Source organism: Actinoplanes sp. NPDC051346 (assembly GCF_040682215.1).
Lineage (GTDB): Bacteria > Actinomycetota > Actinomycetes > Mycobacteriales > Micromonosporaceae > Actinoplanes.
The window spans coordinates 24,782-49,129 of the sequence record NZ_JBFBAJ010000025.1 but is presented as its reverse complement, the minus strand read 5'-3'; the positions used below and the strand labels follow the sequence as shown (position 1 = coordinate 49,129).

22 protein-coding genes are annotated in these 24,348 nt (G+C 72.1%); 9 read left to right on the top strand and 13 right to left on the bottom strand.

Features of this window, described 5'->3' with window-relative positions; all coding sequences use genetic code 11:
• Nucleotides 1–47: 47 nt before the first annotated feature.
• The 6 genes from AB0M36_RS36580 to AB0M36_RS36555 form a co-directional block, all read right to left on the bottom strand.
• A complete protein-coding gene (locus tag AB0M36_RS36580; protein ID WP_364167145.1) occupies nucleotides 48–806 on the bottom strand; it encodes an SDR family oxidoreductase in 759 nt (252 codons plus the stop codon).
• A gap of 14 nt (nucleotides 807–820) precedes the next feature.
• Complete coding sequence (locus AB0M36_RS36575) at nucleotides 821–1,630, bottom strand: inositol monophosphatase family protein (RefSeq protein ID WP_364167143.1); 810 nt, start codon at nucleotides 1,628–1,630, stop codon at nucleotides 821–823.
• A complete protein-coding gene (locus AB0M36_RS36570) occupies nucleotides 1,623–2,078 on the bottom strand; it encodes a response regulator (protein WP_364167141.1) in 456 nt (151 codons plus the stop codon). Before AB0M36_RS36570 ends, AB0M36_RS36575 begins: the two co-directional genes overlap by 8 nt.
• Complete coding sequence (locus AB0M36_RS36565) at nucleotides 2,075–3,667, bottom strand: ATP-binding protein (protein ID WP_364167139.1); 1,593 nt, start codon at nucleotides 3,665–3,667, stop codon at nucleotides 2,075–2,077. Before AB0M36_RS36565 ends, AB0M36_RS36570 begins: the two co-directional genes overlap by 4 nt.
• Complete coding sequence (locus tag AB0M36_RS36560) at nucleotides 3,664–4,821, bottom strand: SpoIIE family protein phosphatase (RefSeq protein ID WP_364167160.1); 1,158 nt, start codon at nucleotides 4,819–4,821, stop codon at nucleotides 3,664–3,666. The genes AB0M36_RS36565 and AB0M36_RS36560 overlap by 4 nt, the downstream gene beginning before the upstream one ends.
• A 228-nt stretch (nucleotides 4,822–5,049) precedes the next feature.
• Nucleotides 5,050–5,397, bottom strand: a complete 348-nt coding sequence (locus AB0M36_RS36555) for a hypothetical protein (RefSeq protein WP_364167137.1) — start codon at nucleotides 5,395–5,397, stop codon at nucleotides 5,050–5,052.
• A 72-nt stretch (nucleotides 5,398–5,469) separates the two neighbouring features.
• On the opposite strand from AB0M36_RS36555, the gene AB0M36_RS36550 reads away from it, so the two are divergent.
• Nucleotides 5,470–7,860, top strand: coding sequence for a M20/M25/M40 family metallo-hydrolase (locus AB0M36_RS36550; protein ID WP_364167135.1), 2,391 nt, complete (start codon nucleotides 5,470–5,472; stop codon nucleotides 7,858–7,860).
• On the opposite strand, the gene AB0M36_RS36545 is transcribed toward AB0M36_RS36550, so the two are convergent.
• Nucleotides 7,857–8,141: a Smr/MutS family protein gene (locus tag AB0M36_RS36545; protein WP_364167133.1), complete on the bottom strand. Its 285-nt coding sequence runs from the start codon at nucleotides 8,139–8,141 to the stop codon at nucleotides 7,857–7,859. The genes AB0M36_RS36550 and AB0M36_RS36545 overlap by 4 nt on opposite strands.
• Nucleotides 8,142–8,154: 13 nt before the next feature.
• A complete protein-coding gene (locus tag AB0M36_RS36540; protein ID WP_364167131.1) occupies nucleotides 8,155–8,532 on the bottom strand; it encodes a tetratricopeptide repeat protein in 378 nt (125 codons plus the stop codon).
• A gap of 132 nt (nucleotides 8,533–8,664) precedes the next feature.
• Here AB0M36_RS36540 and AB0M36_RS36535 point away from each other — a divergent pair, with 132 nt between their 5' ends.
• The gene (locus AB0M36_RS36535; protein ID WP_364167129.1) at nucleotides 8,665–10,830 is read left to right on the top strand and encodes a hypothetical protein; all 2,166 of its coding nucleotides are present in this window, start codon (nucleotides 8,665–8,667) and stop codon (nucleotides 10,828–10,830) included.
• On the opposite strand, the gene AB0M36_RS36530 is transcribed toward AB0M36_RS36535, so the two are convergent.
• Nucleotides 10,775–12,376: a hypothetical protein gene (locus AB0M36_RS36530; protein WP_364167127.1), complete on the bottom strand. Its 1,602-nt coding sequence runs from the start codon at nucleotides 12,374–12,376 to the stop codon at nucleotides 10,775–10,777. The genes AB0M36_RS36535 and AB0M36_RS36530 overlap by 56 nt on opposite strands.
• A 178-nt stretch (nucleotides 12,377–12,554) precedes the next feature.
• Here AB0M36_RS36530 and AB0M36_RS36525 point away from each other — a divergent pair, with 178 nt between their 5' ends.
• On the top strand, nucleotides 12,555–13,292 hold the full coding sequence (locus AB0M36_RS36525) for a response regulator transcription factor (protein WP_364167125.1): 738 nt from the start codon (nucleotides 12,555–12,557) through the stop codon (nucleotides 13,290–13,292).
• Between the two features lie 76 nt (nucleotides 13,293–13,368).
• Complete coding sequence (locus tag AB0M36_RS36520) at nucleotides 13,369–14,841, top strand: HAMP domain-containing sensor histidine kinase (protein WP_364167158.1); 1,473 nt, start codon at nucleotides 13,369–13,371, stop codon at nucleotides 14,839–14,841.
• On the opposite strand, the gene AB0M36_RS36515 is transcribed toward AB0M36_RS36520, so the two are convergent.
• Complete coding sequence (locus tag AB0M36_RS36515; protein ID WP_364167123.1) at nucleotides 14,788–15,192, bottom strand: hypothetical protein; 405 nt, start codon at nucleotides 15,190–15,192, stop codon at nucleotides 14,788–14,790. The genes AB0M36_RS36520 and AB0M36_RS36515 overlap by 54 nt on opposite strands.
• A gap of 268 nt (nucleotides 15,193–15,460) precedes the next feature.
• On the opposite strand from AB0M36_RS36515, the gene AB0M36_RS36510 reads away from it, so the two are divergent.
• The 4 genes from AB0M36_RS36510 (at nucleotide 15,461) to AB0M36_RS36495 (ending at nucleotide 20,639) form a co-directional block, all read left to right on the top strand.
• Entirely contained in the window at nucleotides 15,461–16,549 is a 1,089-nt protein-coding gene (locus AB0M36_RS36510; protein ID WP_364167121.1) for a 3-deoxy-7-phosphoheptulonate synthase, read from the top strand.
• A gap of 72 nt (nucleotides 16,550–16,621) precedes the next feature.
• Complete coding sequence (locus tag AB0M36_RS36505) at nucleotides 16,622–18,835, top strand: glycosyltransferase family 39 protein (protein WP_364167119.1); 2,214 nt, start codon at nucleotides 16,622–16,624, stop codon at nucleotides 18,833–18,835.
• Between the two features lie 139 nt (nucleotides 18,836–18,974).
• Complete coding sequence (locus AB0M36_RS36500) at nucleotides 18,975–20,234, top strand: bifunctional glycosyltransferase family 2/GtrA family protein (protein ID WP_364167117.1); 1,260 nt, start codon at nucleotides 18,975–18,977, stop codon at nucleotides 20,232–20,234.
• 96 nt (nucleotides 20,235–20,330) lie between these two features.
• Complete coding sequence (locus AB0M36_RS36495; protein WP_364167116.1) at nucleotides 20,331–20,639, top strand: DUF3040 domain-containing protein; 309 nt, start codon at nucleotides 20,331–20,333, stop codon at nucleotides 20,637–20,639.
• A 171-nt stretch (nucleotides 20,640–20,810) separates the two neighbouring features.
• Here AB0M36_RS36495 and AB0M36_RS36490 read toward each other — a convergent pair whose 3' ends face one another.
• Nucleotides 20,811–21,905 carry a winged helix DNA-binding domain-containing protein gene (locus tag AB0M36_RS36490; RefSeq protein ID WP_364167114.1) on the bottom strand — a complete coding sequence of 365 codons (1,095 nt, stop codon included), beginning with the start codon at nucleotides 21,903–21,905 and terminating at the stop codon, nucleotides 20,811–20,813.
• A gap of 14 nt (nucleotides 21,906–21,919) precedes the next feature.
• Complete coding sequence (locus AB0M36_RS36485) at nucleotides 21,920–22,528, bottom strand: GNAT family N-acetyltransferase (RefSeq protein ID WP_364167112.1); 609 nt, start codon at nucleotides 22,526–22,528, stop codon at nucleotides 21,920–21,922.
• Between the two features lie 308 nt (nucleotides 22,529–22,836).
• Here AB0M36_RS36485 and AB0M36_RS36480 point away from each other — a divergent pair, with 308 nt between their 5' ends.
• Complete coding sequence (locus AB0M36_RS36480; RefSeq protein WP_364167110.1) at nucleotides 22,837–23,712, top strand: LysR family transcriptional regulator; 876 nt, start codon at nucleotides 22,837–22,839, stop codon at nucleotides 23,710–23,712.
• Here AB0M36_RS36480 and AB0M36_RS36475 read toward each other — a convergent pair.
• Nucleotides 23,707–24,246 carry a hypothetical protein gene (locus tag AB0M36_RS36475; protein WP_364167108.1) on the bottom strand — a complete coding sequence of 180 codons (540 nt, stop codon included), beginning with the start codon at nucleotides 24,244–24,246 and terminating at the stop codon, nucleotides 23,707–23,709. The genes AB0M36_RS36480 and AB0M36_RS36475 overlap by 6 nt on opposite strands.
• Between the last annotated feature and the right edge of the window lie 102 nt (nucleotides 24,247–24,348).

Below are 24,348 nucleotides of genomic sequence, written 5' to 3'. Positions count from 1 at the left end.
TAAGCGCGGGGAACTCTACCTCGCTCCCACCGGTGGAAGCAGATCGATCAGGTCGCCGAATAGCCACCATCGACGAAGAGTGTTTGACCGGTTACCGCAGCGCTCGAAGAACTCGCTAGATAAACGACACAACCGACAAAATCGTTGGGTACGCCGTTACGCCCGATCATCGTCCGTCTCGCGTGCCCGGCGGCCACCGAAGGATCCGCGAAGACCGGCTCGGTCAACGGGGTGTGCACGACTCCCGGAGCGATCGCGTTGCACGTCACCCCGCGGCCGGACCAGGCCTCCGCCTGGGAGCGGGTCAGACCCACCAGACCCGCCTTGGCGGCGCCGTAGGCGCCGCTGTGGCCGTACGCCCGGAAAGCCTGTTGCGAGACGACGTTGATGATCCGTCCCCAGCCGCGCGCCGCCATCGCCCTGCCGAAATGCTGCCCGAGCAGGAACGGCGCGGTCAGGTTCGCGGCGAGCGTGACATCCCAGTCGGATTCGGTGAGCTCGTCCATGGGCGGCCGCCGGTTCACCGCCGCCGCGTTCACCAGGATGTCCACGTCGGCGCACCCGGTCACCCGGGCGACTGCCGCGCGGTCCGCCAGGTCCGCGGCGATCGTCTCCACCTCGACGCCGTGGGCCGCCAGCGCGTGAGCGGTTTCCCCCAGCGGCCCGGGTCGCCGTGCGACCAGCACCACGCGGGCGCCGGCTCGGCCCAGCGCCTCGGCCATCGCGCGGCCGATCCCGGAACTGCCACCGGTCACCATCGCGGTCCGGCCGTTGAGACCGAAGAGCTCGTCGAGGTACGAAGCCACGGGGAACGGACCTCCTACGGGGAGAGCAGCGTGCCGCGTACGGTGTGCCAGATGTCGTGGTTCGCCGCGATGAGCAGCCCCCGCTCGGCGCTCTCCGGCCGGTACGCCGAGCCGTCCAGGTGCAGCACCGCGCCGCCGGCTTCCCGCAGGATCAGGGAGCCGGGCGCGTGGTCCCAGGGCAGGACGCGCCAGAAGACCGCGAACTGCTGCTCGTCGGTGGCGACGCACGGGTACTCGTACCCGGCGCAGTGATGCCCGCCGGTGACCTGGCCGAGCCGGGAGGCGTTCGCGTCGATGCCCGCGCGCAGGTCGTCCGGGAAATAGGTGCGGGAGATCGAGCCCGTCAGCGCGTCGGCGGCCGGATCGTCGGACCGGGTCTTGAGCCGCAGACCATCGACGTAGGCGCCGCTGCCCGCCTCCGCGACGACCATCCGGTCGTCGGGCACGTCGAGGATCCAGCCGGCCACCGGCTCGCCGTCGCGCACGAGTGCCACCATCACCGCGAAGGGCCGCTTGCCCGCGGCGAAGTTGTTGGTGCCGTCGACCGGGTCCACCACCCACACCGGGCCGTTCCCGCCGAGGCGGTCCAGCACCGACGGATCCGCGGCGACCGCTTCCTCGCCGACCACGGTCGAGCCGGGCAGCAGCGCGGTCAGCCCCGACGTCAGCGCCCGCTCGGACTCCTGGTCCGCGACGGTGACGAGATCTCCGGGCGACTTCTCCCGCACGTCGCCGGTGTTGAGCCGGCGCCAGCGCGGCAGCACGATCGTCCGCGCGACCTCCCGGACCAGGTCGGTGACGGACTCGATCAGGTCGTCACGCACGCGGTGGCAACTTCACGACACTGACGAAGAAGTCGTCGATCTGGCGGATCACCGAGATAAACCGCTCGAAGTCGACGGGCTTGGTGACGTACGCGTTGGCGTGCAGTTGGTAACTGCGCAGGATGTCCTCGTCGGCGGCGGACGTGGTGAGCACGACGACCGGGATGCGGCACAGCTCGTCGTCCTTCTTGATCTCCTCGAGCACCTCCCGGCCGTCACGGCGCGGCAGGTTGAGATCGAGCAGGATCAGATCCGGGCGTACGGCGCCGGCGTACTGGCCCTCGCGGCGCAGGTAGGACAGGGCCTCGGCGCCGTCGGAGACCACCGTGAGCCGGTTGCGGACCTTGTGCTCCTCGAACGCCTCCTGCGTCATGAGCACGTCGCCGGGGTCGTCCTCCACGAGCAGCACCTCGATGGGCGTGCCGTCCTGCCGAACCGCTCCGGTCATGCGCCGACCTCTTTCAGTTTCTCCTGCACCGGAATCCCGGCCACCAGGGGCAACGTGAACCAGATGGAGGTGCCTTCGGTGACGTCGAGATCGAGCCAGATCCGGCCGCCATGATATTCGACGATCTTCTTCACGATGGCCAGTCCGATTCCGGTGCCCTCGTAGGCGTCACGACCGTGCAGGCGCTGGAAGATCACGAAGACCTTGTCGGCGAACTCGGCCTCGATGCCGATGCCGTTGTCGCGGACGTTGATGCGCCACTCGTCCTCGTCCCCCTCGGCGGTCACCGTGATGACCGGGGGCACGTCCGGACGGCGGAACTTGAGGGAGTTGCCGATCAGGTTGACGAACAGCGTGGTGAGCAGCGGCTCCTCGCCCTCGACCGTCGGCAGGTCCGTCCAGACGATCCGGCCGTCCGCACCGGTCCGGGGCTCCAGCTGAGACTTCACCTCGGTCAGCACCCGGTCGAGGTCGACGTCCGTGAAGCCCGCGGTGAGCCGGCCGATCCGGGAGAACGCCAGCAGGTCGTTGATCAACCGCTGCATGCGCTGCGCCCCGTCCACCGCGAACGCGATGTACTGGTCGGCACGATCGTCGATCTGCCCGGCGTAGCGGCGCTGGAGGAGCTGGCAGAAGCTGGCCACCTTGCGCAGCGGCTCCTGCAGGTCGTGCGACGCCACGTACGCGAACTGCTCGAGGTCACGGTTGGAGCGGGTCAGCTCCTCCGCCTGCAGCTTGAGTTGCTCGTTGACCCACTCGATCTGCTGGCGGGCCTCGCGGACCTCGGCGAGCTCGGCGGCGATCTTCTTCCGCATGCCGTCCACATTGTCGGCGAGCTCGCGCAACTCCGGGGAGCCGCTGCTCTCGATGTGCTTGTCGAAGTCGCCGTCCGCCACCTCGCGCACCTGCGTCGCCAGGTCGGTCACCGGCCGGCTCACCAGCCGATCGAGGAGCAGCAGCAACGACACGCCGGCGATGACGATGATCGCGGCCGCCGCGACCTGGAGCGCGACCATGCGCTGGCTGGTCTCCTTGGCCTGCGCCGCCGCCCGATCGCGCAGCACGCCGATGTCGGTCTGCATCTTCTCGATGGCCGAGCGCAGCGCGTCGAACTCGGCTGTGCTGCCGGCCTCCACCAGCGCCTGCCCGGCATCCGGCCCCTCGACGCGGACGGCGTCGAGGATCGGCTCGGCGACGCTGCGGTGCCAGGTGTCGCTGCGGGCCCGCACCTGCGCCAGGTCGGCCCGGATGGCGTCGTCCAGCGGGCCCGACCTCAGGAGCCCGTCGATCAGCGCGACGACGGACTCCTCCGAGGCGCGACCCTCACGGTACGGCTGAAGGTTCGTGTCGCGGCCGGTGATCGCATATCCGCGGACGCCGGTCTCCTGATCGACGACGGCGGTGTTGAGCCGCTCCCCCGCCGCGCGCATCGGGGTGGCCCGGTTGACGACCTCGTCGAGCTGCCGATTGCTCTCCGCGGCGGTGAACGCGGCGATCCCGCCCAGCACGGCGAGCAACAGGCCGACGGTCACGCAGAGGGCGAGGACCCGGCCGCGCAACGTCCAGGTGGCGACGCGCAGCAGGCTCACCGCCCACCGCCGCGCGAGATCAGCAGCATGGCCACGTCGTCGGCGAGTGGGCCGCCGTTGCCCTGCTCGGCCCGGCCGACGAGCCAGGCGGGCAGCGCGGCGAGCGGCACGTCCCTGGCGGCGGGCTGGGCGAGCAGGCCGCAGAGGCCCTCGACGTCGAGGCGCTCGTCGCCCTCGCCGGTGTGGCCCTCGATCAGCCCGTCGGTATACATCAACAGGGACCAGTCATCGCCGAAGAACTCCAGGTCGGTCGCGGGGGTGGGCGTGGGTCGTACGCCGAGAACGATGCCCGTCCGCGCGGTCACCGCCGCGGCCTTGCCGCCGGAGAGCAGCACCGGCGGTGGGTGCCCGGCGAGGCGCACGGTGGCGCGGTTGCCGGCGAGGTCGATGGAGACCATCGCCACGGTGGCGAAGACCTCCCGCGCCCGCCGCTCGGACATCAGCACCTGCTCCAGGGCGGCCAGGATCTGATCCTCGGGTACGCCCCCGAGCACCAGCGCGCGCCACGCGACCCGAAGCTCGACCCCGAGCGCCGCCTCGTCCACGCTGTGCCCGCAGACGTCGCCGACGATCACGTGCAGCTTGCTGTCGCCGATCTGGACGACGTCGAAGAAGTCGCCGCCGAGCAGGCCCATCGCGCGACCGGAGCGATAGAACGTGTGCACGGCCACCTCGGTGGTCTGCATCAGCGGCTGGGGCAGCAGGCCGCGCTCGAGCCGGGCGGACTCGGCCTGGCGCAGCTCGGCCTCGCGCAGCCGCTGCGCGTTCTCGTCGGCCCGCTTGCGCTCGACCGCGTAGCGCAGCGCCCGCACCAGCAGGACGCCGTCGACCTGGCCCTTGACCAGGTAGTCCTGGGCGCCCTCGGCCACCGCCTGGACTCCGAGGTGCTCGTCGGAACGCCCGGTGAGCACGCACACCGCCGCGCTGCCAGCCAGGGCGAGCAGCTTGCGCAGGCCGTCGATGCCTTCGGCGTCCGGCAGGCCGAGGTCGAGCAGCACGCACTGGACCCCGCGCATCAGGCCCTGGGCCTCGCGCAGGGTCGTGGCGATCTGCAGGTCGAACGACGCGCCCGCCTCGACCAGCAGCTCGCGGACCAGGAACGCGTCGCCCTCGTCGTCCTCCACGAGCAGGATCCGCAGCCGCTCCGGCACCATCACCCGGCCGGGAGCCGTCAATTCGGTCACGACCTCACCCCGCCCGACGTCGAAGCGTGGGCGGTATGCGGGGCGGCGGCACCGGCTCGGCGGGGACGCTTGATGACGAGACTCCTCCTTCGGGCGTGACCCGCTGATCGTCCATTACCGGTCGCGGGCGCACAACACCGGCCACCCCGTCCGGGCACCGTGCTGGCCATGCGACGACACAGCGTGACGGAGCCTCGGTCATGCCGACGGGCCGTAGGAAGGATCCTCGGCGACCCGCCGGGCATGCCGGGCGATGACCTCGCCGAGGATGCCGTGCAACCGGCCGCAGTCGCGGCAGTGCAGGTTCTCGTCGAGCCGGCGGCCGCCGCAGGCGATGCAGGAACCCCGGTCCTCGGGGTCGCGGTAGGCCTCCAGCGCCCGGCACATCGCGCGGACGACATGGTCGCCGAGCTGGAACGTCGCCTCGCCAAGGGCGGTACGCAGGCCGAGCACGGCGACCGGACCGGCCTCGGGCGTCGGGTCGTACGGCGCGACCCGCTCGACGAACTCGGCGAGGACGGCGGCGGGGTCGAGCGGGGCTGTCACGGCTCCCAAGTTAAGCCACGGGACCGTAAGATCGCTTGGCTAGGGGACCCCTGGGAGGATCCGTTGAAGGGCGTGCCGAGGATCGAGGCCGCGGATCGGGCACCCGCTCGTCCGACGCGCCGGGGCTGGGCGGCCCTCGCCGCGGTCCTGTTCCTGGTGGTGACCGGTGTTCTCGCGGGGCAGTCGGTGCGCCCGCCGGCCGCCGCCCCTCCGGACGCCCCGGCGGCGCAGTTCAGCGCGGGCCGGGCGTTCGCGCACGTGCGCACCATCGCGGCCGAACCGCACGTGGCCGGCAGCGCCGCCAACGACGCGGTCCGCGACCACCTGCTGACCACTCTGCGCGGTCTCGGCCTCTCACCCGAGGTGCAGGACACGGTCACGACACAGGGTGCCCGGCTGTCCTCGAGTGCCGGCGGCGTCGGCGTGGCCCGCGTACGCAACGTGGTCGCGCTGTGGCCGGGCACCGCCTCGACCGGCCGGATCTTCCTGGTGGCGCACTACGACTCGGCGCAGACCGGACCGGGCGCCAACGACGACGGCGCCGGCGCCGCGGCGATCCTGGAGGCCGCCCGCGCCCTGACCAGCGGCCCGCGGCTGCGCAACGACGTGGTGTTCGTGCTGACCGACGCCGAGGAGGCCTGCCTGTGCGGCGCGCAGGCCTTCGTCGAGCAGCACCCGCTGGCCCAGCAGGGCGGTGTGGTGCTCAACCTGGAGGCCCGCGGCAGCAGCGGGCCGGCGATCATGTTCGAGACCGCCGCCGACAACGCCGGCCTGGTGGGCGCCTTCGCGCGCGCTCCCGCGCCGGTGGGCACCTCGTTCGCGGTGGAGGTCTACCGCCTGCTGCCGAACAACACCGACTTCACCGCGTTCCGCGAGCGGGGGTTCACCGGCCTCAACAGCGCGTACATCGACGGCGCGGCCGTCTACCACACCCCCGTGGACACGCCGGATTCGATGGACAAGGACAGCCTGCAACACCACGGCGTCAACGTTCTGGCGCTCACCCGCGACCTGGGCGACCGCGATCTGCCGGGGCTGCGCTCTTCGGGCGACGCGACGTACTTCCCGGTGCCCGGCGCGCTGGTGCACTACCCGAGCTCGTGGATCTGGCCCCTCGCGGCGGGCGCCCTGCTGGCGGTCCTCGCCCTGGCCTGGCTGGCGCGCCGGCGCGGCATGGCCACGGCTCCACGGCTGCTGGGCGCCTTCGGCCTCGCCCTGGTGCCCGTCCTGGCCGTCCCGGCACTGGCGCAGCTTCTGTGGATCACGATCAAATTCATCCGTCCCGGGTACGCGGAAATGCCGATCGACCCGTACCGCCCGTGGTGGTATCGGCTCGCGATCCTGGCCCTCGCGGCGGCCGTGGTCTTCGCCTGGTACGCGCTGCTGCGCCGCCGGCTGGGCCCCGCCGCCCTGGCCGTCGCCGGCCTCGGCTGGCTGGCGCTGCTCGGCCTGGTCCTGGCCGGCCTGGCGCCGGGAGGGTCCTACCTCACCGCCCTGCCCGCGCTGGCGGGCGGCGTGGCCGGCGTCGCCGCGGTGCTGCTGCGCGGGCGCGGACGGGGGCCGCTCGCCGGCTGGGCCCCGGCGCTGGCCGTGACGCTAGGTGCGGCGGCCGGGGTGGTCGTGCTGGTCCCGACCCTGCTCATGTTCTTCCCGGCCATGGGCATGAACCTGGCGGCGGCCGGCGCGGTCTTCGCCGTGCTCCTGGCGCTGTCGCTGCTGCCGGTCATCGACCTCGTCCACCCCGAGGCGGGGGGCCAGCGGGGAATCGCCGCCCTGCGCGCCCGCCGGCGCGGCGCCCTGCCGGCTCTCGCCGCCGCGGTGGCCATAATCGCCTTCGTCGCGACCGGCCTGGCGGTCGACCGCTTCGATCGCACCCATCCGGCGCCCACCCACCTCATGTACGCGCTGGACGCCGACACCAACCAGGCGCGCTGGCTCAGCGAGTCGAGCACCCCGTCCGCCTGGACCGCCCAGTACGTGGGCGGGGCACCCTCCTCGGTCGCCGACACCCTGCCCGCCTTCGGCACCGACGAGTTGCTCACCGGCCCCGCCCAGCCGGCGGCCCTGCCGGCACCCGAGCTCACGACGACCGCCGACACGACCGCGGACGACCGGCGGACGGTGACCCTGCTGCTGGTCCCGAAGCGACCGGTGCGCATGGTGACACTGCACGTGGCAGCGCAGGCTGAGGTGCGGTCGGCCACCGTGGGCGGACGCACCGTAGCGGCCGACCGGATCGGTGGCGGCACCTGGGGCTTCGGTTTCGTCTTCCACGCCCCGCCGGCGACCGGCGTCGAGGTGACGTTGACCGTGCCGGCGGGGGCGCCGCTGAGGTTGCGCGTCATGGACGCCAGTGACGGGCTCTCCGCCCTTCCCGGCTTCCGGCCCCGGCCGGCGGACGTCGGCGTGGTCGGCTCACACAGCTCCGAGATGCTCGCCGTCGCGAAGACCTATTCGTTCTAGCGCCCGCGGCCGCGGCGGCCCGTCGACACGTCGAACCGGAAGTGGATGAACAGCCGTCCCCAGTTGTCCCCGTCCTTCTCGACGCGGTGGTAGAGCTGCTTGATCTCCTTCTGGTCCAGGAAGCGCAGCACCTTCTTCTTGAGCTGCCCGCTGCCCTTGCCGGGGATGATCTCGACCAGGGTCGCCTTCTTCTGGATCGCCTCGTCGATGATGCCGCGCAGCGCCTTGTCGATCTCGGTGCCCTTGTTGAAGATGTCGTGGAGATCCAGTTTGAGCTTCACGTCGGCAGCCTACTCAGCCGGCGCGGCCGTCGTTCTTACCTAGCCACGCCTCCACCCGGCGCAGGGCCTGTTCGTAGTCGTCGTGGCGCTTCATCGCCACCGCGAGCCGCAGGTGCGGGAGAGCCTCGCGGAAGCGGCCGGCCCGTTCCAAGGTGCGGCCGAGGACGTGGTGCGCGTAGTGGTCCGAGGGATCACGCTCGATCAGCGCCCTGAGCTGGGTCTCCGCCCCCGCCAGCTGGGCCGAGTTGAAGTAGGCGCGGGCGAGCAGCAGACGCACCGCCGTGTTGTGCGGTTCCGCCTCGACGATCGGCTCCAGCAGGCGGGCGGCGCCGAGCGGGTCGCCCGACTCGAAGACGACGGTCGCCCTGCGGTACTCCTCGAGAAGATCCACGAACCGCTTCCTCCCCGTGCTGCCGGCTGCGATCCACGCTGACACAAAACGCGGCCGAACGGCGAACGACCCCGATCCCAGCATCCCGACAATTCACCCGATTCTGCAACCCTCGACGCGCACAATGCCGGGGTGGGCGACTTCCCGCGTCACCTTGTCGAGGCGCCACCCCGGCCCCGCCTCGGCCGCGCCAAAGCCACCGCCATCGGCCTCGCGACCCTCGTGATGTGTCTGTTCCTGGCCGGCGCCGCGCCGAGGTCGGCGATCCACTCGGAAGCCTCCGCGATCGCGGGCATGGACGCCGTCGGCGCGCCGCCCGCCGGGCCGTCCTGGGCGCCGACCGCACGGCTCGAGGGCGGCCTCGCCAGCGTGGCGGTGGCCCGCGGGCAGACCTTCGAGCTGCGGACGGCGAGCGGAATCCAGACCTTCCTGCCCGGCGTCAACCTCGGCAGCACCACTGCCGGCCACCAGCCCGGCGAGCTGTCCATCACCGCGACGCAGTACCGCACCTGGTTCGCCGCCATGGGCCGGCTCGGCATCCGGGTGCTGCGGATCTACACAATCCACCCGCCCGCGTTCTACCAGGAGCTGGCCCGCCACAACCGCGCCGAACCGGACCGCCCGCTGTATCTCATGCAGGGCGTCTACCCGCCCGACGAGTCCTACGTCGCGAAGCAGAACCTCTTCGACCCGGCCGTCACCCGGGCGTTCCAGGACGAGCTGCGCGACGCGAGCGCCGCCGTGCGCGGCCGGCTCGAGCGTGCGCCCCGGGCCGGGCGGGCAAGCGGCACCTGGGACACCGACGTCACCGGCTGGATCGCCGGCTGGATCGTCGGGCTGGAGCTGGACCCGGACGCGACCCACGCCTCCGACCTGCGCAATCGTGCCGCCCCGGCCGCACGGGGCCGCTATTTCCGCAGCACCGCCGCCGCCTCACCCACCGAACGCTGGCTGGCCGCGCGGATGGACGAACTGGCCGGGTACGAGGCGGCACAGGGGCTGAGCCAGCCGATCGCCTTCGTCAACTGGCCGACCACAGACCCGTTGCGCCATCCCGAGGAACCCCTCGGGCAGGAGGACCTGCTGCAGCTCGACGCCAACCACGTGCTGCCGACCACCGCCTGGCCCGCGGGGACGTTCGCGAGCTACCACGCGTACCCGTACTACCCGGATTTCCAGCGACACGAGCCGGCGCTCCAGCGATACCAGTACGGCGGGCGGGCCGACCCGTACGCGGGCTATCTCGCCGCCCTGAAACGCCACCACCGCGACATGCCCACGCTGATCACGGAGTTCGGGGTGCCGTCCTCGCTCGGCTCGGCGCACCACGGACCGCTCGGTCGTTCGCAGGGCGACCACAGCGAGCGCGAAGCGATGCGGATCGACGCCGAGCTGCTGCGGCTGATCAAGGATCAGGGGTTGGCCGGCGGCTTCCTCTTCGCCTGGGTGGACGAGTGGTTCAAGTTCACCTGGAACACCATTACTCACTCCGACAGCGAGCGCCGCCAGCTGTGGCACGACCCGCTCACCAACGAGCAGCACTTCGGGCTGGTCGCGATGGACGCGGCGGGTTCGCCCGACGCGCCGGCGGCCTATCTGGTCGACGACAAGTCCGCCTGGCCGGCCCGGCGGGTGACCGCGCGGGTGGACGAGTCCTACGTGCACCTGCGCGTCGGCCTCGGCGAGTCACCGCCCAGTGCCCTGACCCTGGGATTCGACGTGTTGCCCGGGCTCACCGGCACGCCCGCGCCCGGATCCGGCAGCGCCGAGGCGGATGCCGCGTTCGTGCTCGACCTCGTGGCGCGTGGCGGGCAGGCGTACCTGCGGCGGGAGCTGGATCCGGTGCCGCTCGACTACGCCGTGCCGGCCAGGCTCCGCACCCCGGCGCCGGATGGGTGGCGGCTCTTTGAGCTGGTCGTGAACCGGGATCTGACGGTCCCGTCCACCGGCAGACGGTTGCCGGCCGAGCTGCAGAACGCGGGACTGCTGCGGTATGGCCGGCCCGGCGACGACAGCCGGGCGCTGTGGTACCGCGAGGGCAACGACCTGGTCGTGCGGGTGCCGTGGGCAATGCTCGGATTTGCCGACCCGTCGATGCACGAGGTCGGGGTGCCCAAGGGCAAGCGGCTGACCCGCATGATCGTGCCCGGCGTCGGCGTGACCCTCTCGGCCGCCGGCACCGACCAGCCGGCCGGCGACGTGACGTGGACCAACTGGAACCGGGTCTACGCCACCGAACGGCTCAAGGACGGGGCCGAACTGGTCCGCGACGCGGCGCTGGAGACGGCGGCTTCCTGACGAGCAGGGCGACCAGGCCGCCGCCGAGCAGCATCGTGCCGATGGCGACCAGGGCGACCGGGCTCAGCCCGGTCACCGGCAGCCCGCCGCCGGCCCCCGGCTGCAACTCACCGCTCGGGGCGGCGACACCGACCGGATCGGGTGCGACCGCGGCCGGTGTCGCCGTGACGAGGTCGCCGACCGTCATGCCGTCGCTGGTCTTCACCACCACGGCGACGTCGTACTCCTGGCCGTTACGCAGGTCCGTCAGGTCGCAGCCCTGGATCGTGAGCGCACCGAGCGTGCACCCGGACTCGTGATCGGCGGTCGTCACCCAGACGTACTCGAACTGCCCACTGCCCAGATCGGCCGGCGGACGCCAGGAAACCCGCAGGCCACCGTCGAGGGCACGCACCCGCACGCCGGTCGCCGCGCCGGGTGCGCGCGGCAGACCCTCGACCCGCATCGGTACGGCGGAAAGCGTCGTAGCCCGCGCACCGAGCTGCCCATCAGCGCCCGAACCCCAGCAGAACGTGTATCCGCGGGTGTCCACGGCACAGCTGTGCGCGTTGCCCGCGTCGATGGCGGCCAACTCCGCGTCCACCTCGACGCCGATGGGCGCGGCCCGGTCGGCGGTGCGGCCGTTGCCCAGCCGCCCGTCCCCGCCGTCACCCCAGCAGTACGCCCGTCCCGCCCGGTCGAGGCCGCAGGCATGCCCGGCGCCCGCGCTGATCGTGGTGAACGGCCCGGCGCGCCTGGTCGCGGCGCCCCAGCAGTACGCCGCACCGTCCGGGTCCAGGGCGCATGCCTGTCGGCCACCGACCGCCACCTGACGCACCTTGCCGCCGGTGGTGACCGCCGCGGGCCCGGGCCGATCGTCGCCGCCCGCCGGGTCGACGCCCCAGCAGTACGCCGAGCCGCCCGCGGTCGCGGCGCACGTGGTGTCGCCGCCCGCCGCGATGTCGACGATCGGGTCGTCGGTTCGGCCGCCCGTACGCACCCGCACCGGGGTCGCCGACCCGCGCGCGTCCGGCACGCCGAGCTGTCCCCGCGCGCCGTCGCCCCAGCACCAGGCCGCGCCCTCGTCGTCGGCCGCACAGGTGTGCCGGGCGCCGGTGGCGATCGTGACGAGGGTCCGTCCCCGCAGCGCCTCGACCGGGTGTGGCGCGTCGCGGTCGGTGTGCGCGCCGTCGCCGAGCTGTCCCGCCGAGTCGTCGCCCCAGCAGAACGCCACGCCGTCGGCGTCGATGGCACAGGTGTGCGCCCGGCCGGCGTCGGCCCGTACGGCGTTGCGCAGTGCCACGACGGGCTCGGCGAAACCGTGTGGCCGGGCGCCGTCGCCGAGCTGCCCCGAGGAGTCGTCGCCCCAGCAGTACACATCGCCCAGGCTGGTGATCGCGCACGAGTGCGCCCCGCCGGCGGCGACGGCGGCCGTGCCGGCGCTCGCGATCCGCATCGTCTCGGCCGTGACTCCGGGCGGGTACGTGCCCTGAGCGGCGGCGGGCGACCCGGGCATCGCGGCCAGGATCAGCGCCGCGACGGCGCCTCCGATACGGCCCAGTCGCACCTGCTTCTCCGCTCACCCGACCGACACAACGCGGGAATTATGCGGAGTCTCAGAGTATTAGTCCGTTTTGACACGCAGTGTCGGGCTCTCGCGGGCAGAACGCCGGTGGATGGGGATACACAGGTGCTACACAGGAAGCGGAAAGCCGCCACAAAGCGAGGCCCACGACAGTTAGGGCATGACGATGGCGAACGCAGCCCCCAGCGGTGAGCTCCAGCGGCCCGACGGCAGCCCGGTCCGGGTCCTCGTGGTCGACGACGAGCCGACCCTGGCCGAGCTCCTGTCGATGGCGTTGCGCTACGAGGGTTGGGACGTGCGCAGCGCGGGCGACGGCCAGGCGGCCGTACGCACCGCCCGGGACTTCCGCCCGGACGCCGTCGTCCTCGACATGATGCTCCCGGACTTCGACGGCCTCGAGGTGCTGCGCCGGCTGCGCGGCGAGACGCCGGACGTGCCGGTGCTCTTCCTGACCGCCAAGGACTCCGTCGAGGACCGCATCGCCGGCCTGACCGCGGGTGGCGATGACTACGTCACCAAGCCGTTCAGCCTGGAGGAGGTCGTCGCCCGGCTGCGCGGCCTGATGCGCCGGATGGGCCGCTCGCCGATGCGGACGGACTCCGAGCTGATCGTCGGCGACCTGACCCTGGACGAGGACAGCCACGAGGTGCGCCGCGGCGGTGATCTCATCACCCTGACCGCGACCGAGTTCGAGCTGCTGCGCTATCTGATGCGCAACCCCCGCCGGGTGCTCAGCAAGAGCCAGATCCTCGACCGGGTGTGGAACTACGACTTCGGCGGCCAGGCCAACGTCGTCGAGCTCTACATCTCCTACCTGCGCAAGAAGATCGACGCGGGACGCAACCCGATGATCCACACCATGCGCGGCGCGGGCTACGTCCTGAAGCCGGCGGACTGACGTGATCGCCACCGCCCGCCCGGCCCGCTGGCGCTCCCCGGCGACCTGGCCGCTGCGCACTCGCCTGATCGCCCTCATGATCGTCCTGCTCGCCATCCTGGGCCTGGTCGTCGGCGCCACCGCCGAGATCTACCTGCACAAGACCCTCTACGACCGCCTCGATTCCCAGCTGAAGGCGATGGCCAGCCGAGCACAGCCCCGTCCCGGTCCCCCCGGCGGCCCGGGCCCCGGCGGCAGGCAGATCAGGGACGACCCGCCGCCCGGCGCCCAGGACGACTCGATCTTCGTTCAGCTCAGGAGCGCGGGCGGTGTGAAGGGTGGGATCGTCTCGCTGGGTACCGATGACGACAACTTTCCCGAAAACAAGCTCGCGCCCCTGCCAGACGCGACGGTGACCCAGCTGAGCCAGGTCACGCCGAACAACAACCCAACCGACATCGACCTGGGCGAGCTCGGCGACTACCGCGTGATCTCCACGGCCGTTCCGGGCGGCGTGGTCGTGGCCGCGGTGCCGCTCGCCGAGACACGGGAGACACTGCTGGCCGTCGCCTGGGTGACCGGAGGAGCCGTGGTCCTGGCGCTGGTCGCGGCCGGGTGGGCCGGCGCCGCCATCATCCGGCGCGATCTGAGGCCATTGAGCCGGGTCGCGGCCACCGCGACCAAGGTCTCCGAGCTCCGGCTCGACCGGGGCGAGGTGGAGCTCGCCCAGCGGGTGCCCGAATCCGACACCGACCCGCGGACCGAGGTCGGCGCCGTCGGCGCCGCGCTCAACCGGATGCTCGACCACGTCGGCAACGCGCTCGAGGCGCGGCACGCCAGCGAGACACAGGTACGCCAGTTCGTCGCCGACGCGAGCCACGAGCTGCGCACCCCGCTCGCGGCGATCCGCGGCTATGCCGAGCTGAGCCGCCGCAGCCGCCAGCCGGTGCCGGAGGAGATCGCCCACGTGCTGCGCCGGGTGGAGTCGGAGGCGGGCCGGATGACCACGCTGGTCGAGGATCTGCTGCTGCTCGCCCGCCTGGACGCCGGTCGGCCGCTCGCGCACGACCCGGTGGACCTGACGATGCTGGTGGTGGACTCGGTCAGCGACGCGCACGCGGCCGGCCCGCGCCACGACTGGCAGCTCGACCTGCCCGAGGAGCCCGTCACGGTGACCGGCGACGGCCAGCGCCTGCACCAGGTGCTGGCCAATCTGCTGGCGAACGCGCGTACGCACACTCCCGAGGGCACCACCGTGATCGTCGGCGTGGCCGCCGAGGGTGACGCGGCGGTCCTGCGGGTGACCGACGCTGGCCCCGGCATCCCGGCGGAACTGCGGCCGCACATCTTCGAGCGTTTCGCCCGCGGCGACAACTCCCGCTCCCGCGCGGCGGGCAGCACCGGCCTGGGCCTGTCGATCGTGCACGCCGTCGTCACGGCGCACGGCGGCGCGGTCGAGGTCGACAGCGCCCCGGGACGCACGCGGTTCACCGTACGGCTGCCGCTGACGCCGGAGCTACCAACCGAGGCGGATGCCGTCCATCAACACGTCCCGCAGGTCGTCCAGTAGCGCACCGGCAGCGTCTCCGTCCGAGACGTGCAGCTGCAGAGGGACCGACTCGCTGTCGCGGCCGACCAGGACGTCCAGGGCGCACAGGGCGCGACCGGCCAGTTCGCTCGTCACGCCGGTGACAGCGGCGGCTCTCAGCCGGTCGTCGAGCCACGGTCTGCCCTGCGCACCGGGCAGGCCCGCCGCTATCGCCGCTATCGCCGCGAGCGCCTGCATCGGCGGGATCTCGTCGAGCAGGACCTGAGGCGTCTCCCAGACCCGCAGCACCACCACCGACACCGCCTGACGGCGTTCCGCCGGGGCCAGGTCGGACAGGCCGTCGAGCAGGTGCGCCGGGCTCGCGTTGTTCATGCGTCTCATGTCAGCACACGCAACTTGCATGTGCCCATACCCCGGCTGACGGACAATGTCCGTCGACCATGGGCTACCATGACGGCGTGTCCCGTTGGTATTCGTGGTTTACGAGGCCGGCTCCGCCGGTGACTCGGCCATGAGTTCATGACCTGAGACACCCCCGCAGGGCCGGCAAAGGCAGCGACGCAGAGTCGCTGCCTTTTCGTTTGCAACGAGCCGGCCAAAACTCGGGGACGCCGGCCCCGGGGAGCGCCGGCGGAGAAGGATGACTGTCGTGACCATCCCCGAGGTGCAGCGGGTCAGCGACCACCGCATCGACCGCGTCGTGCCGCTGATGAGCCCCGCCCTGCTCCACCACGAGCTGCCGCTCACCCACGAGCTCGCGGCATGCGTGCTGGACAGCCGCCGCCAGGTGGAAGCCGTGCTCGACGGCCGAGATCCCCGCCTGCTCGTCGTCGTCGGACCCTGCTCGGTGCACGACCCGGACGCCGCCGCGGAGTACGCCGACCGCCTCGCCGCCGAACGGGAGCGGCTCGCCGACGACCTGCTCATCGTGATGCGGGTCTACTTCGAGAAGCCGCGCTCGACCGTCGGCTGGAAGGGCCTCATCAACGACCCGGCCCTCGACGGTACGGGCGACGTCGGCCGCGGCCTGCGGGTAGCCCGCAAGCTGCTGCTCCAGGTGCTCGAGCGGGGCCTTCCGGTGGCGGTGGAGTTCCTCGACCCGATCACCCCGCAGTACATCGCCGACACGGTGGCCTGGGGCGCGATCGGCGCCCGTACGGTGGAATCGCAGGTCCACCGCCAGCTCTCCTCGGGCCTGTCCATGCCGATCGGCATGAAGAACCGCCCCGACGGCAGCATCTCCACGGCGATCGACGCGATCAACGCGGCGGCCGCGCCGCACGTCTTCCCCGGCATCGACGTCTCCGGCACTCCGGCGATCATGCACACGAGCGGCAACCCCGACTGCCACCTCGTGCTCCGCGGCGGCAAGGGCCCCAACTACGGCGCCGACGACGTCCGGGCAGCGCTCGACCTGCTCGGCAAGGCGGGCCTGGAAGAGCGGGTCGTGGTCGACTGCTCGCACGGCAACAGCGGCAAGGACCACCTGCGCCAGCCGATCGTCGCCGACGACGTCGCGGCCCAGCTCGAGGCCGGGCAGCAGGGCATCCGCGGGGTGATGCTGGAGAGCTTCCTGGTGCCGGGACGCCAGGAACTCGGCGGCGAGCTCACCTACGGCCAGAGCGTGACGGACGCGTGCATGGGCTGGGAGCCGACGGTGGGCGTGCTGGAGCGGCTGGCGGCGGCCTCCGCCAAGCGGCGTACCGCCTTCACAGGGGGCGCACAGTAACGGCACAAGGGTCCGACAGGCGGGCGGTCGACATTACGAGGGTCAGTGCTTCCGCCTGCTTAAGGACCCTTGATGACCTCGACGTTGCCTGTACCGCCGATCGTGGCGCCGGTGGACCCGCCGGCCGATCCCGGAACGAACCCTCGGTCCCGCTGGTCCACGTTCCCCCGCTGGTCCGCGTTCCCCCGCTGGTCCGCGTTCCCCCGCTGGTCCGCGTTCCTCCGTGGCCGCGTGGACGATCCGCCCTGGGTCCGGCCCTCGCTGCTCGCCCTGCTCGTGATGACCGGAGTCCTCTACATCTGGGGCCTCGGTGCGTCCGGGTGGGGCAACGCCTTCTACTCGGCGGCGGTGCAGGCCGGCTCGGAGAGCTCGAAGGCGTTCTTCTACGGCTCCTCGGACGCGGCGAACTCCATCACCGTCGACAAGACCCCCGCCTCCCTGTGGATCATGGCGCTGTCGGTGCGGATCTTCGGCCTGAGCTCCTGGAGCATCCTGGTGCCGCAGGCGCTCATCGGCGTCGCCACGGCGGGCCTGCTCTTCGGCACGGTCCGCCGCTGGTACGGCCCGGCCGCCGGCCTGATCGCGGGCACCGTGTCGGCGCTGACCCCGGTCGCGGTACTGATGTTCCGCTTCAACAACCCGGACGCGCTGCTCGTGCTGCTCATGGTTGCCGGGGCGTACGCGATCGTCCGCGCCATCGAGAACGGCTCGACCAAGTGGCTCGTGCTCGCCGGAACCTTCGTCGGCTTCGGCTTCCTGACCAAGATGCTCCAGGCACTGTTGGTCGTGCCCGCGTACGCCCTCGCGTACCTGATCGCCGGACCGCCGAAGCTCGGTAAGCGGCTCGGGCAGCTCCTCCTCGCCGGGCTGGCCCTCGTGGTCTCCGCCGGCTGGTACATCGCCATCGTCGAGCTGGTGCCCGCCTCGATGCGGCCGTACATCGGCGGCTCGCAGAACAACAGCCTGCTCGAGCTGACGCTGGGCTACAACGGCCTGGGACGGCTCAACGGCAACGAGACCGGCAGCGTCGGCGGCGGCGGGGGTTGGGGCGAGACCGGAATCCTGCGCATGTTCGACACCGCGCAGGGCGGTCAGATCTCCTGGCTGCTCCCGGCCGCGCTCATCGCGCTGGTCGCCGGTCTGGTCCTGACTCTTCGGGCCGCCCGCACCGATCGGCTGCGCGCCGGACTGATCCTCTGGGGCACCTGGCTCGTCGGCACCACCCTGGTCTTCAGCTTCATGCAGGGCATCTTCCACGCGTACTACACGGTGGCGCTCGCGCCGGCGGTCGGCGCGTTGGTCGGCATGGGCTCGGTGCTGCTGTGGCGCTCGCGCCGCAACCTCTTCGCGACGCTGACGCTGGCGGCGGCGATCGGAGTGACCGCCTGGTGGTCGTGGCACATGCTCGGCTGGAGCCCCGACTTCCTGCCGTGGCTGCGATGGGTCGTGCTGGTCGCCGGCATCGTGTCGGCGTTGGGCGTGGTGGCCTCGCTGCGGGTGCGGCGGATCGCGCTGGCCAGTGCCGGTGTGGCGCTCGCCGCGGTGCTGGCCGGGCCGGCGGCGTACGCGGTGCAGACCGCGTCCGAGCCGCACACCGGCTCGATCCCATCGGCCGGGCCGGCAACGCAGGGCGGCGGATTCGGCCCGGGCGGCGGACGCGGGGGCCCGGACGGCAACGGCGGCGCGCCGGGCGGCCGGGCCGACGGCGGCGGCTTCCCGGGCGGCGGCGCGCCTGGCGGTTTCCCGGGCGGCACCGCACCCGGCGGTTTGCCGGGCGGTGGCACCGCACCCGGTGGCACCGCACCCGGTGGCACCGCACCCGGTGGCACCGCACCCGGTGGCACCGCACCCGGTGGCACCGCACCCGGTGGCACCGCACCTGGCGGCACCGCACCACAGGCCGGCGCCGCGCCTCGTGGTGGCATGGGTGGGCTGTTGAATGCGGCGACGGTCAGCGACGAGCTGAAGTCCCTGATCGACGCGGACGCCGACCGTTACACCTGGGTCGCCGCGGCGGTCGGCGCGCAGAGCGCCTCGGGCTACCAGCTCGCCACCGAGGAACCGGTCATGGCGATCGGCGGCTTCAACGGCAGCGACCCCTCGCCCACGCTCGCGCAGTTCCAGAAATACGTCGCCGAAGGAAAGATCCACTACTTCATCGGCGGCGGGGGCTTCGGCGGCCGGGGCGCCAGCAGCTCCAGCACGCAGATCGCCGAGTGGGTTGCCGCGACCTACACGTCGCAGACGGTCGGAGGGGTCACGCTCTACGACCTGACCGCGCGGTAATCCCACCCGACAACCGTCAGGCGGCTCCCGTTCCGGGAGCCGCCCAGCGGCGTTTCGGCGATCCGCGGCTGTCGGCACTCACAGGTCGGGCACAGGGTCGCCACACACCGGGCAAAGCCGCGAAGCCGACCTTGGTGGCATGAGCCTTTCCACGTTGCCCACGTCCGCCGCCGGTCCGGTCGGGATCGTCGCCCCCGTTCTCGACGTCGTCGTCCCGGTCTACAACGAGGAGATCGACCTCGAGCCCTGCGTGCACCGGTTGCACGCCTACCTGGCGGCCGAGTTCCCGTACCGTTTTCGGATCACGATCGCGGACAACGCCAGCACCGACTCCACCGCGGACGTGGCTCGCCGACTCGCCGAAACGCTGCCCGGTGTCGACGCGGTCCATCTGACGGAGAAGGGCCGAGGCCGCGCTCTCAAACACGCGTGGACCCACTCCGACGCCGCCGTCCTGGCCTATATGGACGTGGACCTGTCGACCGACCTCGGCGCCCTGTTGCCGCTGGTCGCCCCGCTGATCTCCGGCCACTCGGAGGTGGCGATCGGCTCGCGACTGGCACGTGGCTCGCGGGTCGTCCGCGGCGCCAAGCGGGAGTTCATCTCCCGCACCTACAACCTGATCCTGCGCGGCACGCTGTCCGCCCGGTTCTCCGACGCGCAATGCGGCTTCAAGGCGATCCGCGCGGATGTGGCGGAACGGCTGCTGCCGATGGTCGAGGACACCGGCTGGTTCTTCGACACCGAACTGCTGGTCCTGGCGGAACGCGCGGGCCTGCGCATCCACGAGGTGCCGGTGGACTGGGTCGACGACCCGGACAGCCGCGTCGACATCGTCTCGACGGCGCTGGCGGATCTGCGGGGCATCGTCCGGCTCGCCCGCGCCCTGGGCACCGGACGGCTGCCGCTGGCCGCGCTGCGGGAACAGTTGGGGCGCAACCCGCTTCCGGTCGCGGGGGTCCCGACCGGACTGACCGGGCAACTGATGCGCTTCGCCGCCGTCGGAGCGGCCAGCACCCTGGCTTATCTGGCGCTCTATGCCATTCTGCGCACCGGCCTCGGTCCTCAATGGGCGAACCTGACAGCCCTTCTGGTCACGGCAATCGCCAACACCACCGCGAATCGCCGGCTCACCTTCGGGGTACGGGGCTCCGGCGGCCTCTGGCGTCACCAGGCCCAGGGCCTCGTCGTCTTCGCCATCGGCCTGGGCCTGACCAGCGGCTCCCTGGCGCTGCTGCACGCGGTGACCGTCCCCGCGACCGCGCTGGAACTGGCCGCGCTCGTGGCGGCGAACCTGATCGCCACCGGGGTCCGCTTTCTCCTGATGCGAATTTGGGTCTTCCGCGCTTCGCGGGGTGGGCATGAACTGAGCATGAACACAACCCCCCCAACGGTATGAATTCCATGACCCTCGGGTAACAATAGGAGCATCGACCGGGATCACGATCCCGGTCGTCGTGCCCCTTCAGTCCGGGCCCCCGCCGGAGGTGCGACGATGCTCAGCAAGGAAGACAGCCGCCGACTCGCCCAGCTCGAACGGCAGCTCCGCCGTGAGGACCCCGACTTCTACTACCGGATGACCGGGGGCGAGCCCGCCCCCAAGCAGGTGCCCGTCCCGCTGATCCTGGCCGCGACGGTGATCTGGGCGGCGGCGCTCGTCCTGGCCGTCATGGGCTGGTGGGCCGCCGCGATCGTCGCCGGCGTGTGGGCCCTGGTCATCATGGCCGCCCTCGGCCACCACTGCCGCATCGCCCGCCGCTCAGGCCCGGGCCCCGGCCCGGGAATCCCGCCGCCGGCCTGGTAACCACGACTCTCACCCCGGCCCAGCTCCCACCCCGGCCCAGCTCTCACCCGGCCCAGCTCTCACCCCGGCCCAGCCGAAAGCGCGGCCCAGCCGAAAGCGCGGCCCAGCCGAAAGCGCGGCCCAGCCGAAAGCGCGGCCCAGCCGAAAGCGCGGCCCAGCCGAAAGCGCGGCTCAGGCGAAAGTGACGGTCGCGTCCGGGACCTCACGGGCTCGGGCCACCGCTGCCGCCTCCGCCTCCAGCGCCTTGCGCACCTTGGCGGTCAGCGACCCGAACGGCGTCACGGTGAGATCCACCCGCTTGCGTCCGGCCAGCTTGGCACGCCATACGCCGGCGATCTCACCGTCCACAAGGATCACTCCCGGGTTGCCCAGGGTCCGCCAGACCTCCTTCTGGTGTGGCCGCCCGGGCACCAGCAGGTCGCGGTCACGGGCCTGCAGCAGCGGGTCCATGCCTGGCAGAAAACGCACCCCGGAGGTCCGCTCGGCGGCCGACAGCCCGGCCACGCTCGACGCCGGCAGCCAGGCCTTGCGCCCGTCGACCCGCACCTGCTCGAGGCTCGACGTCGGCCATACCTTCTTGATCTCAGCGGTCGAGCTGCCCAGGTATTTCGCCACCTCGGCCGGACCGGCCGGGCCGAGTAACCGCAAGTAGGTGGCGATCAGATCCTCTATGCCCTCGTTTTCGGTCGGCTGCGGAGGGGCACTGGGGATCGGGCCCAGCGTGGCGTCCCGGCCCCGCGATTCGACCTGCACTCCCCCGGCCAGTCCGGAATGCTGCCAGACGTTGCCCGCGATATGCCGGGCGCCGCAGGAGCGGCAGTCATATGTCAGCTCGCGCGGCACCCGGGCGCTGACCTCGGTGCTCGCCTCGCCGCGGGACATCGAGGAGGTGACCACCTCGCGGAACGCCGTGGCGGTGACCTCGAACGCCTTGACGCCGAGCTTGACGCCCTGGGGAATCTGCGCGCTGTTGATGCGGGCGGAGGCGTCCGCGTCGCTGACCGGCCACAGCGCCTTGACGAGCTTCCCGAGGTCTCGCTTGCGGTGCAGATGAGGCGCTCCGCGGGCCGCCCAGACCATGATCAGCCGACGGTCGGCCAGGTCGGCGCCGGTGCGCGCGGCGAGCGCCACCCGGACCGAGCCCGGCGTGTACTCCTGCACGCCGAGGTCGAGCGCCGCCAGGTCGCCCGGCCGCTGCTCACCCCGCTCGGCCAGGCCCAGCGAGGCCACCCGATAGGCCATCGCCCGTTCGCGGTCGACGTCCACCACGCACCTCCCGATCAGACGCGACGACCGTACCGCCGGGCTGCGACATTTCTCAGCCGTTCCAGCCGGCTGCCGCCGGCCGCGACCAGTTCCCACGTGTCCAGGCTGCTGGGGCCGTACGGACCCTCCTGCAGGATCGGGGGTTCGCCGGTGAGCCGGTATCCGCAGCGACGGGCCACCGCGGTGCTGGAGGTGTTGCCCGCGTCGATGCGCAGCAGCAACCGGCTCAACCCGAGCGTGGTGCGGGCGTACCCGGAGAGCAGGGCGAGCGCGCGGCTCGCCAGCCCGTGCCGGCGGTGCTGCGCGCCGACCAGGTAGCCCAGCTCCGCCTCCCGCAAGCCGGCGTCGACCCCGAAGAGCAGGACCTCGCCCAGTGGCTTGCCGCCGTCGACGGTGATCGCGAGCTGGATGCGTTGCCCGCCGATCCGGCCCTGCCGGGCCCGCTTCAGGTACGCGATGCCGGCCTCGGCGTCGAACGGTGACGGCATCGGGGTCCACCGGGCGATCTCGGGCTCGTCGAGCATCGCGACGAGCTCCTCGAGGTCCTCGTCCCGCCACTCTCGCAGGGTGACGCCGTCCCCGGTCAGGCTGATCGGGTAGGGCAGGCGGCCGGAGGTCGTCATGCGCCGATCCTGCCCGTAAGCACCCGGTTCCTGCCAGTAGGCGGGCCTTCGTAAATGGGTGAGTGAACCGTTCAGGCATCTATCACGTTCGGTGCGGTTTTCCGCCATTCCCAGCCGTGGCCCCACAAAACGCGCTCCGCGCGGCGCCGTCGACAGATACCCCGTGTCAACTTATAGACAGACGTCTCCGCCAACCCCATTTCCAGCGGCAATCAGCGTCGCGACCTGGCCAATAGCCACAGCCGCCCTTCCCCCGCCAGGGCGACAAGCCCCTCCAATGAATCCCGTGGTAGCTAGGATCCACATTCGTGGATCTACGCCAGCTCGAATACTTTGTGGCCGTTGCCGAGGAGGCCAACTTCACCAGGGCCGCGGCGCGCGTGCACATCACTCAGTCCGGGGTCAGCGCGCAGATCCGGCAGTTCGAGAAGGAGCTCGGGGCCGATCTGTTCGACCGGTCGTCGCGCATGGTGCGGCTGACCGCGGCCGGAGCGGCGGCGCTGCCCCACGCCCGCACCGCGCTGGCGGCCGCGGCGTCGGTCCGCCAGGCGATCGACCAGGTGACCGGGCTCGTCCGCGGCCGCCTTCGGCTCGGCATGCTCGTCGGTTGCACGGCGAAGCCGCTGTTCGCGGCGCTGGCCGGCTTCCACCGCGCCTATCCCCGCATCGAGATCGCGCTGACCGAGGGCGACTCCGACCTGCTCATCGACGGCGTGCGGGCGGGCAACCTCGACCTCGCCCTGGTCGGAGCGGCCGGCGAGTTGCCCGGTGAGCTGGCGTCGCTGACGGTCGCCAGCGAAAGCCTGGTGGCGCTCGTGCCGCCCGGTCACGCCCTGGCGGCGACAGACGAGACGACGGTACGCCGGCTGGGCGCGTACCCGCTGGTGTGTCTGCCCCCGGGCACCGGAATCCGCGACGCGCTCGACCAAGCCTGCACCGCGCGGGGCGTGCGGGCGAATGTCGCCTTCCAGGCGACCGCGCCCGGCGCCGTGATCGACCTGGCCGCGCGCGGGCTGGGCGTGGCGGTGCTCAACGCGTCCACGGCCGCCGACCATCCGGAACTGACCGCGGCGCCGATCAGCGACGCCGAGGCGCCGGCGCTGCTCGCCCTGGTCTGGCGCAAGGAGGAGAGCACGGTGCTGCGTGCCCTGCTGCCCATCTGCCGCAGGGCCTTCGGCCTATAGCAAGTCACCCGCGCACGCGATCCGCGCCTGCTCGTTCCACTGCGTCGCGTCGAGCATCGCGACGGCGGTCCGTTCCCGATCGTCGTACGTCCGCACGGCGAGCGTGACGGGAAGCCGCCCGAACGGGAGTCCCCCCGCGCAGAGGACGCGGATGTCAGCCTCGGCCTGCACGGACCCTCCGCGCTTGATCCATCGCTCCCGCTCGGTGCCCCGCACGACGAGCCCGGACCGTACGGCGCTGAGATTGTGCACGTTGACGGGAAGCGGCCCGGCGTTGATCAGCGTGACCCGGCGGGTGAGCGACGCGTCGACGACCCTGCCGCGGACGACCACGCCGCCCACCCCGGCGTCGTTCGCCTGCGGGCCGGTGTCGGCCAGGATGAGCACGGAGACCTCACTTCCGCGCGCCCGCTGTTCCCGGTAGGAGGTCGCGGCCGCACCGAGGACGGCCCCGACGACGAGAACGCCGACGGCGGCCATGAGACGCCCGGGGCGGCGGCGTGGGGGTGGCCGGTCCAGGTCGATGACGCTCATGGCCCATAGAACGCGAAGACCCCGGCTTCGGTGATGCGGCGTCGGCGCCCCTGCGGGTGACGCCGCTTTCAGTTTGTCGAGCGCCTTGCCATTACTGGGAAC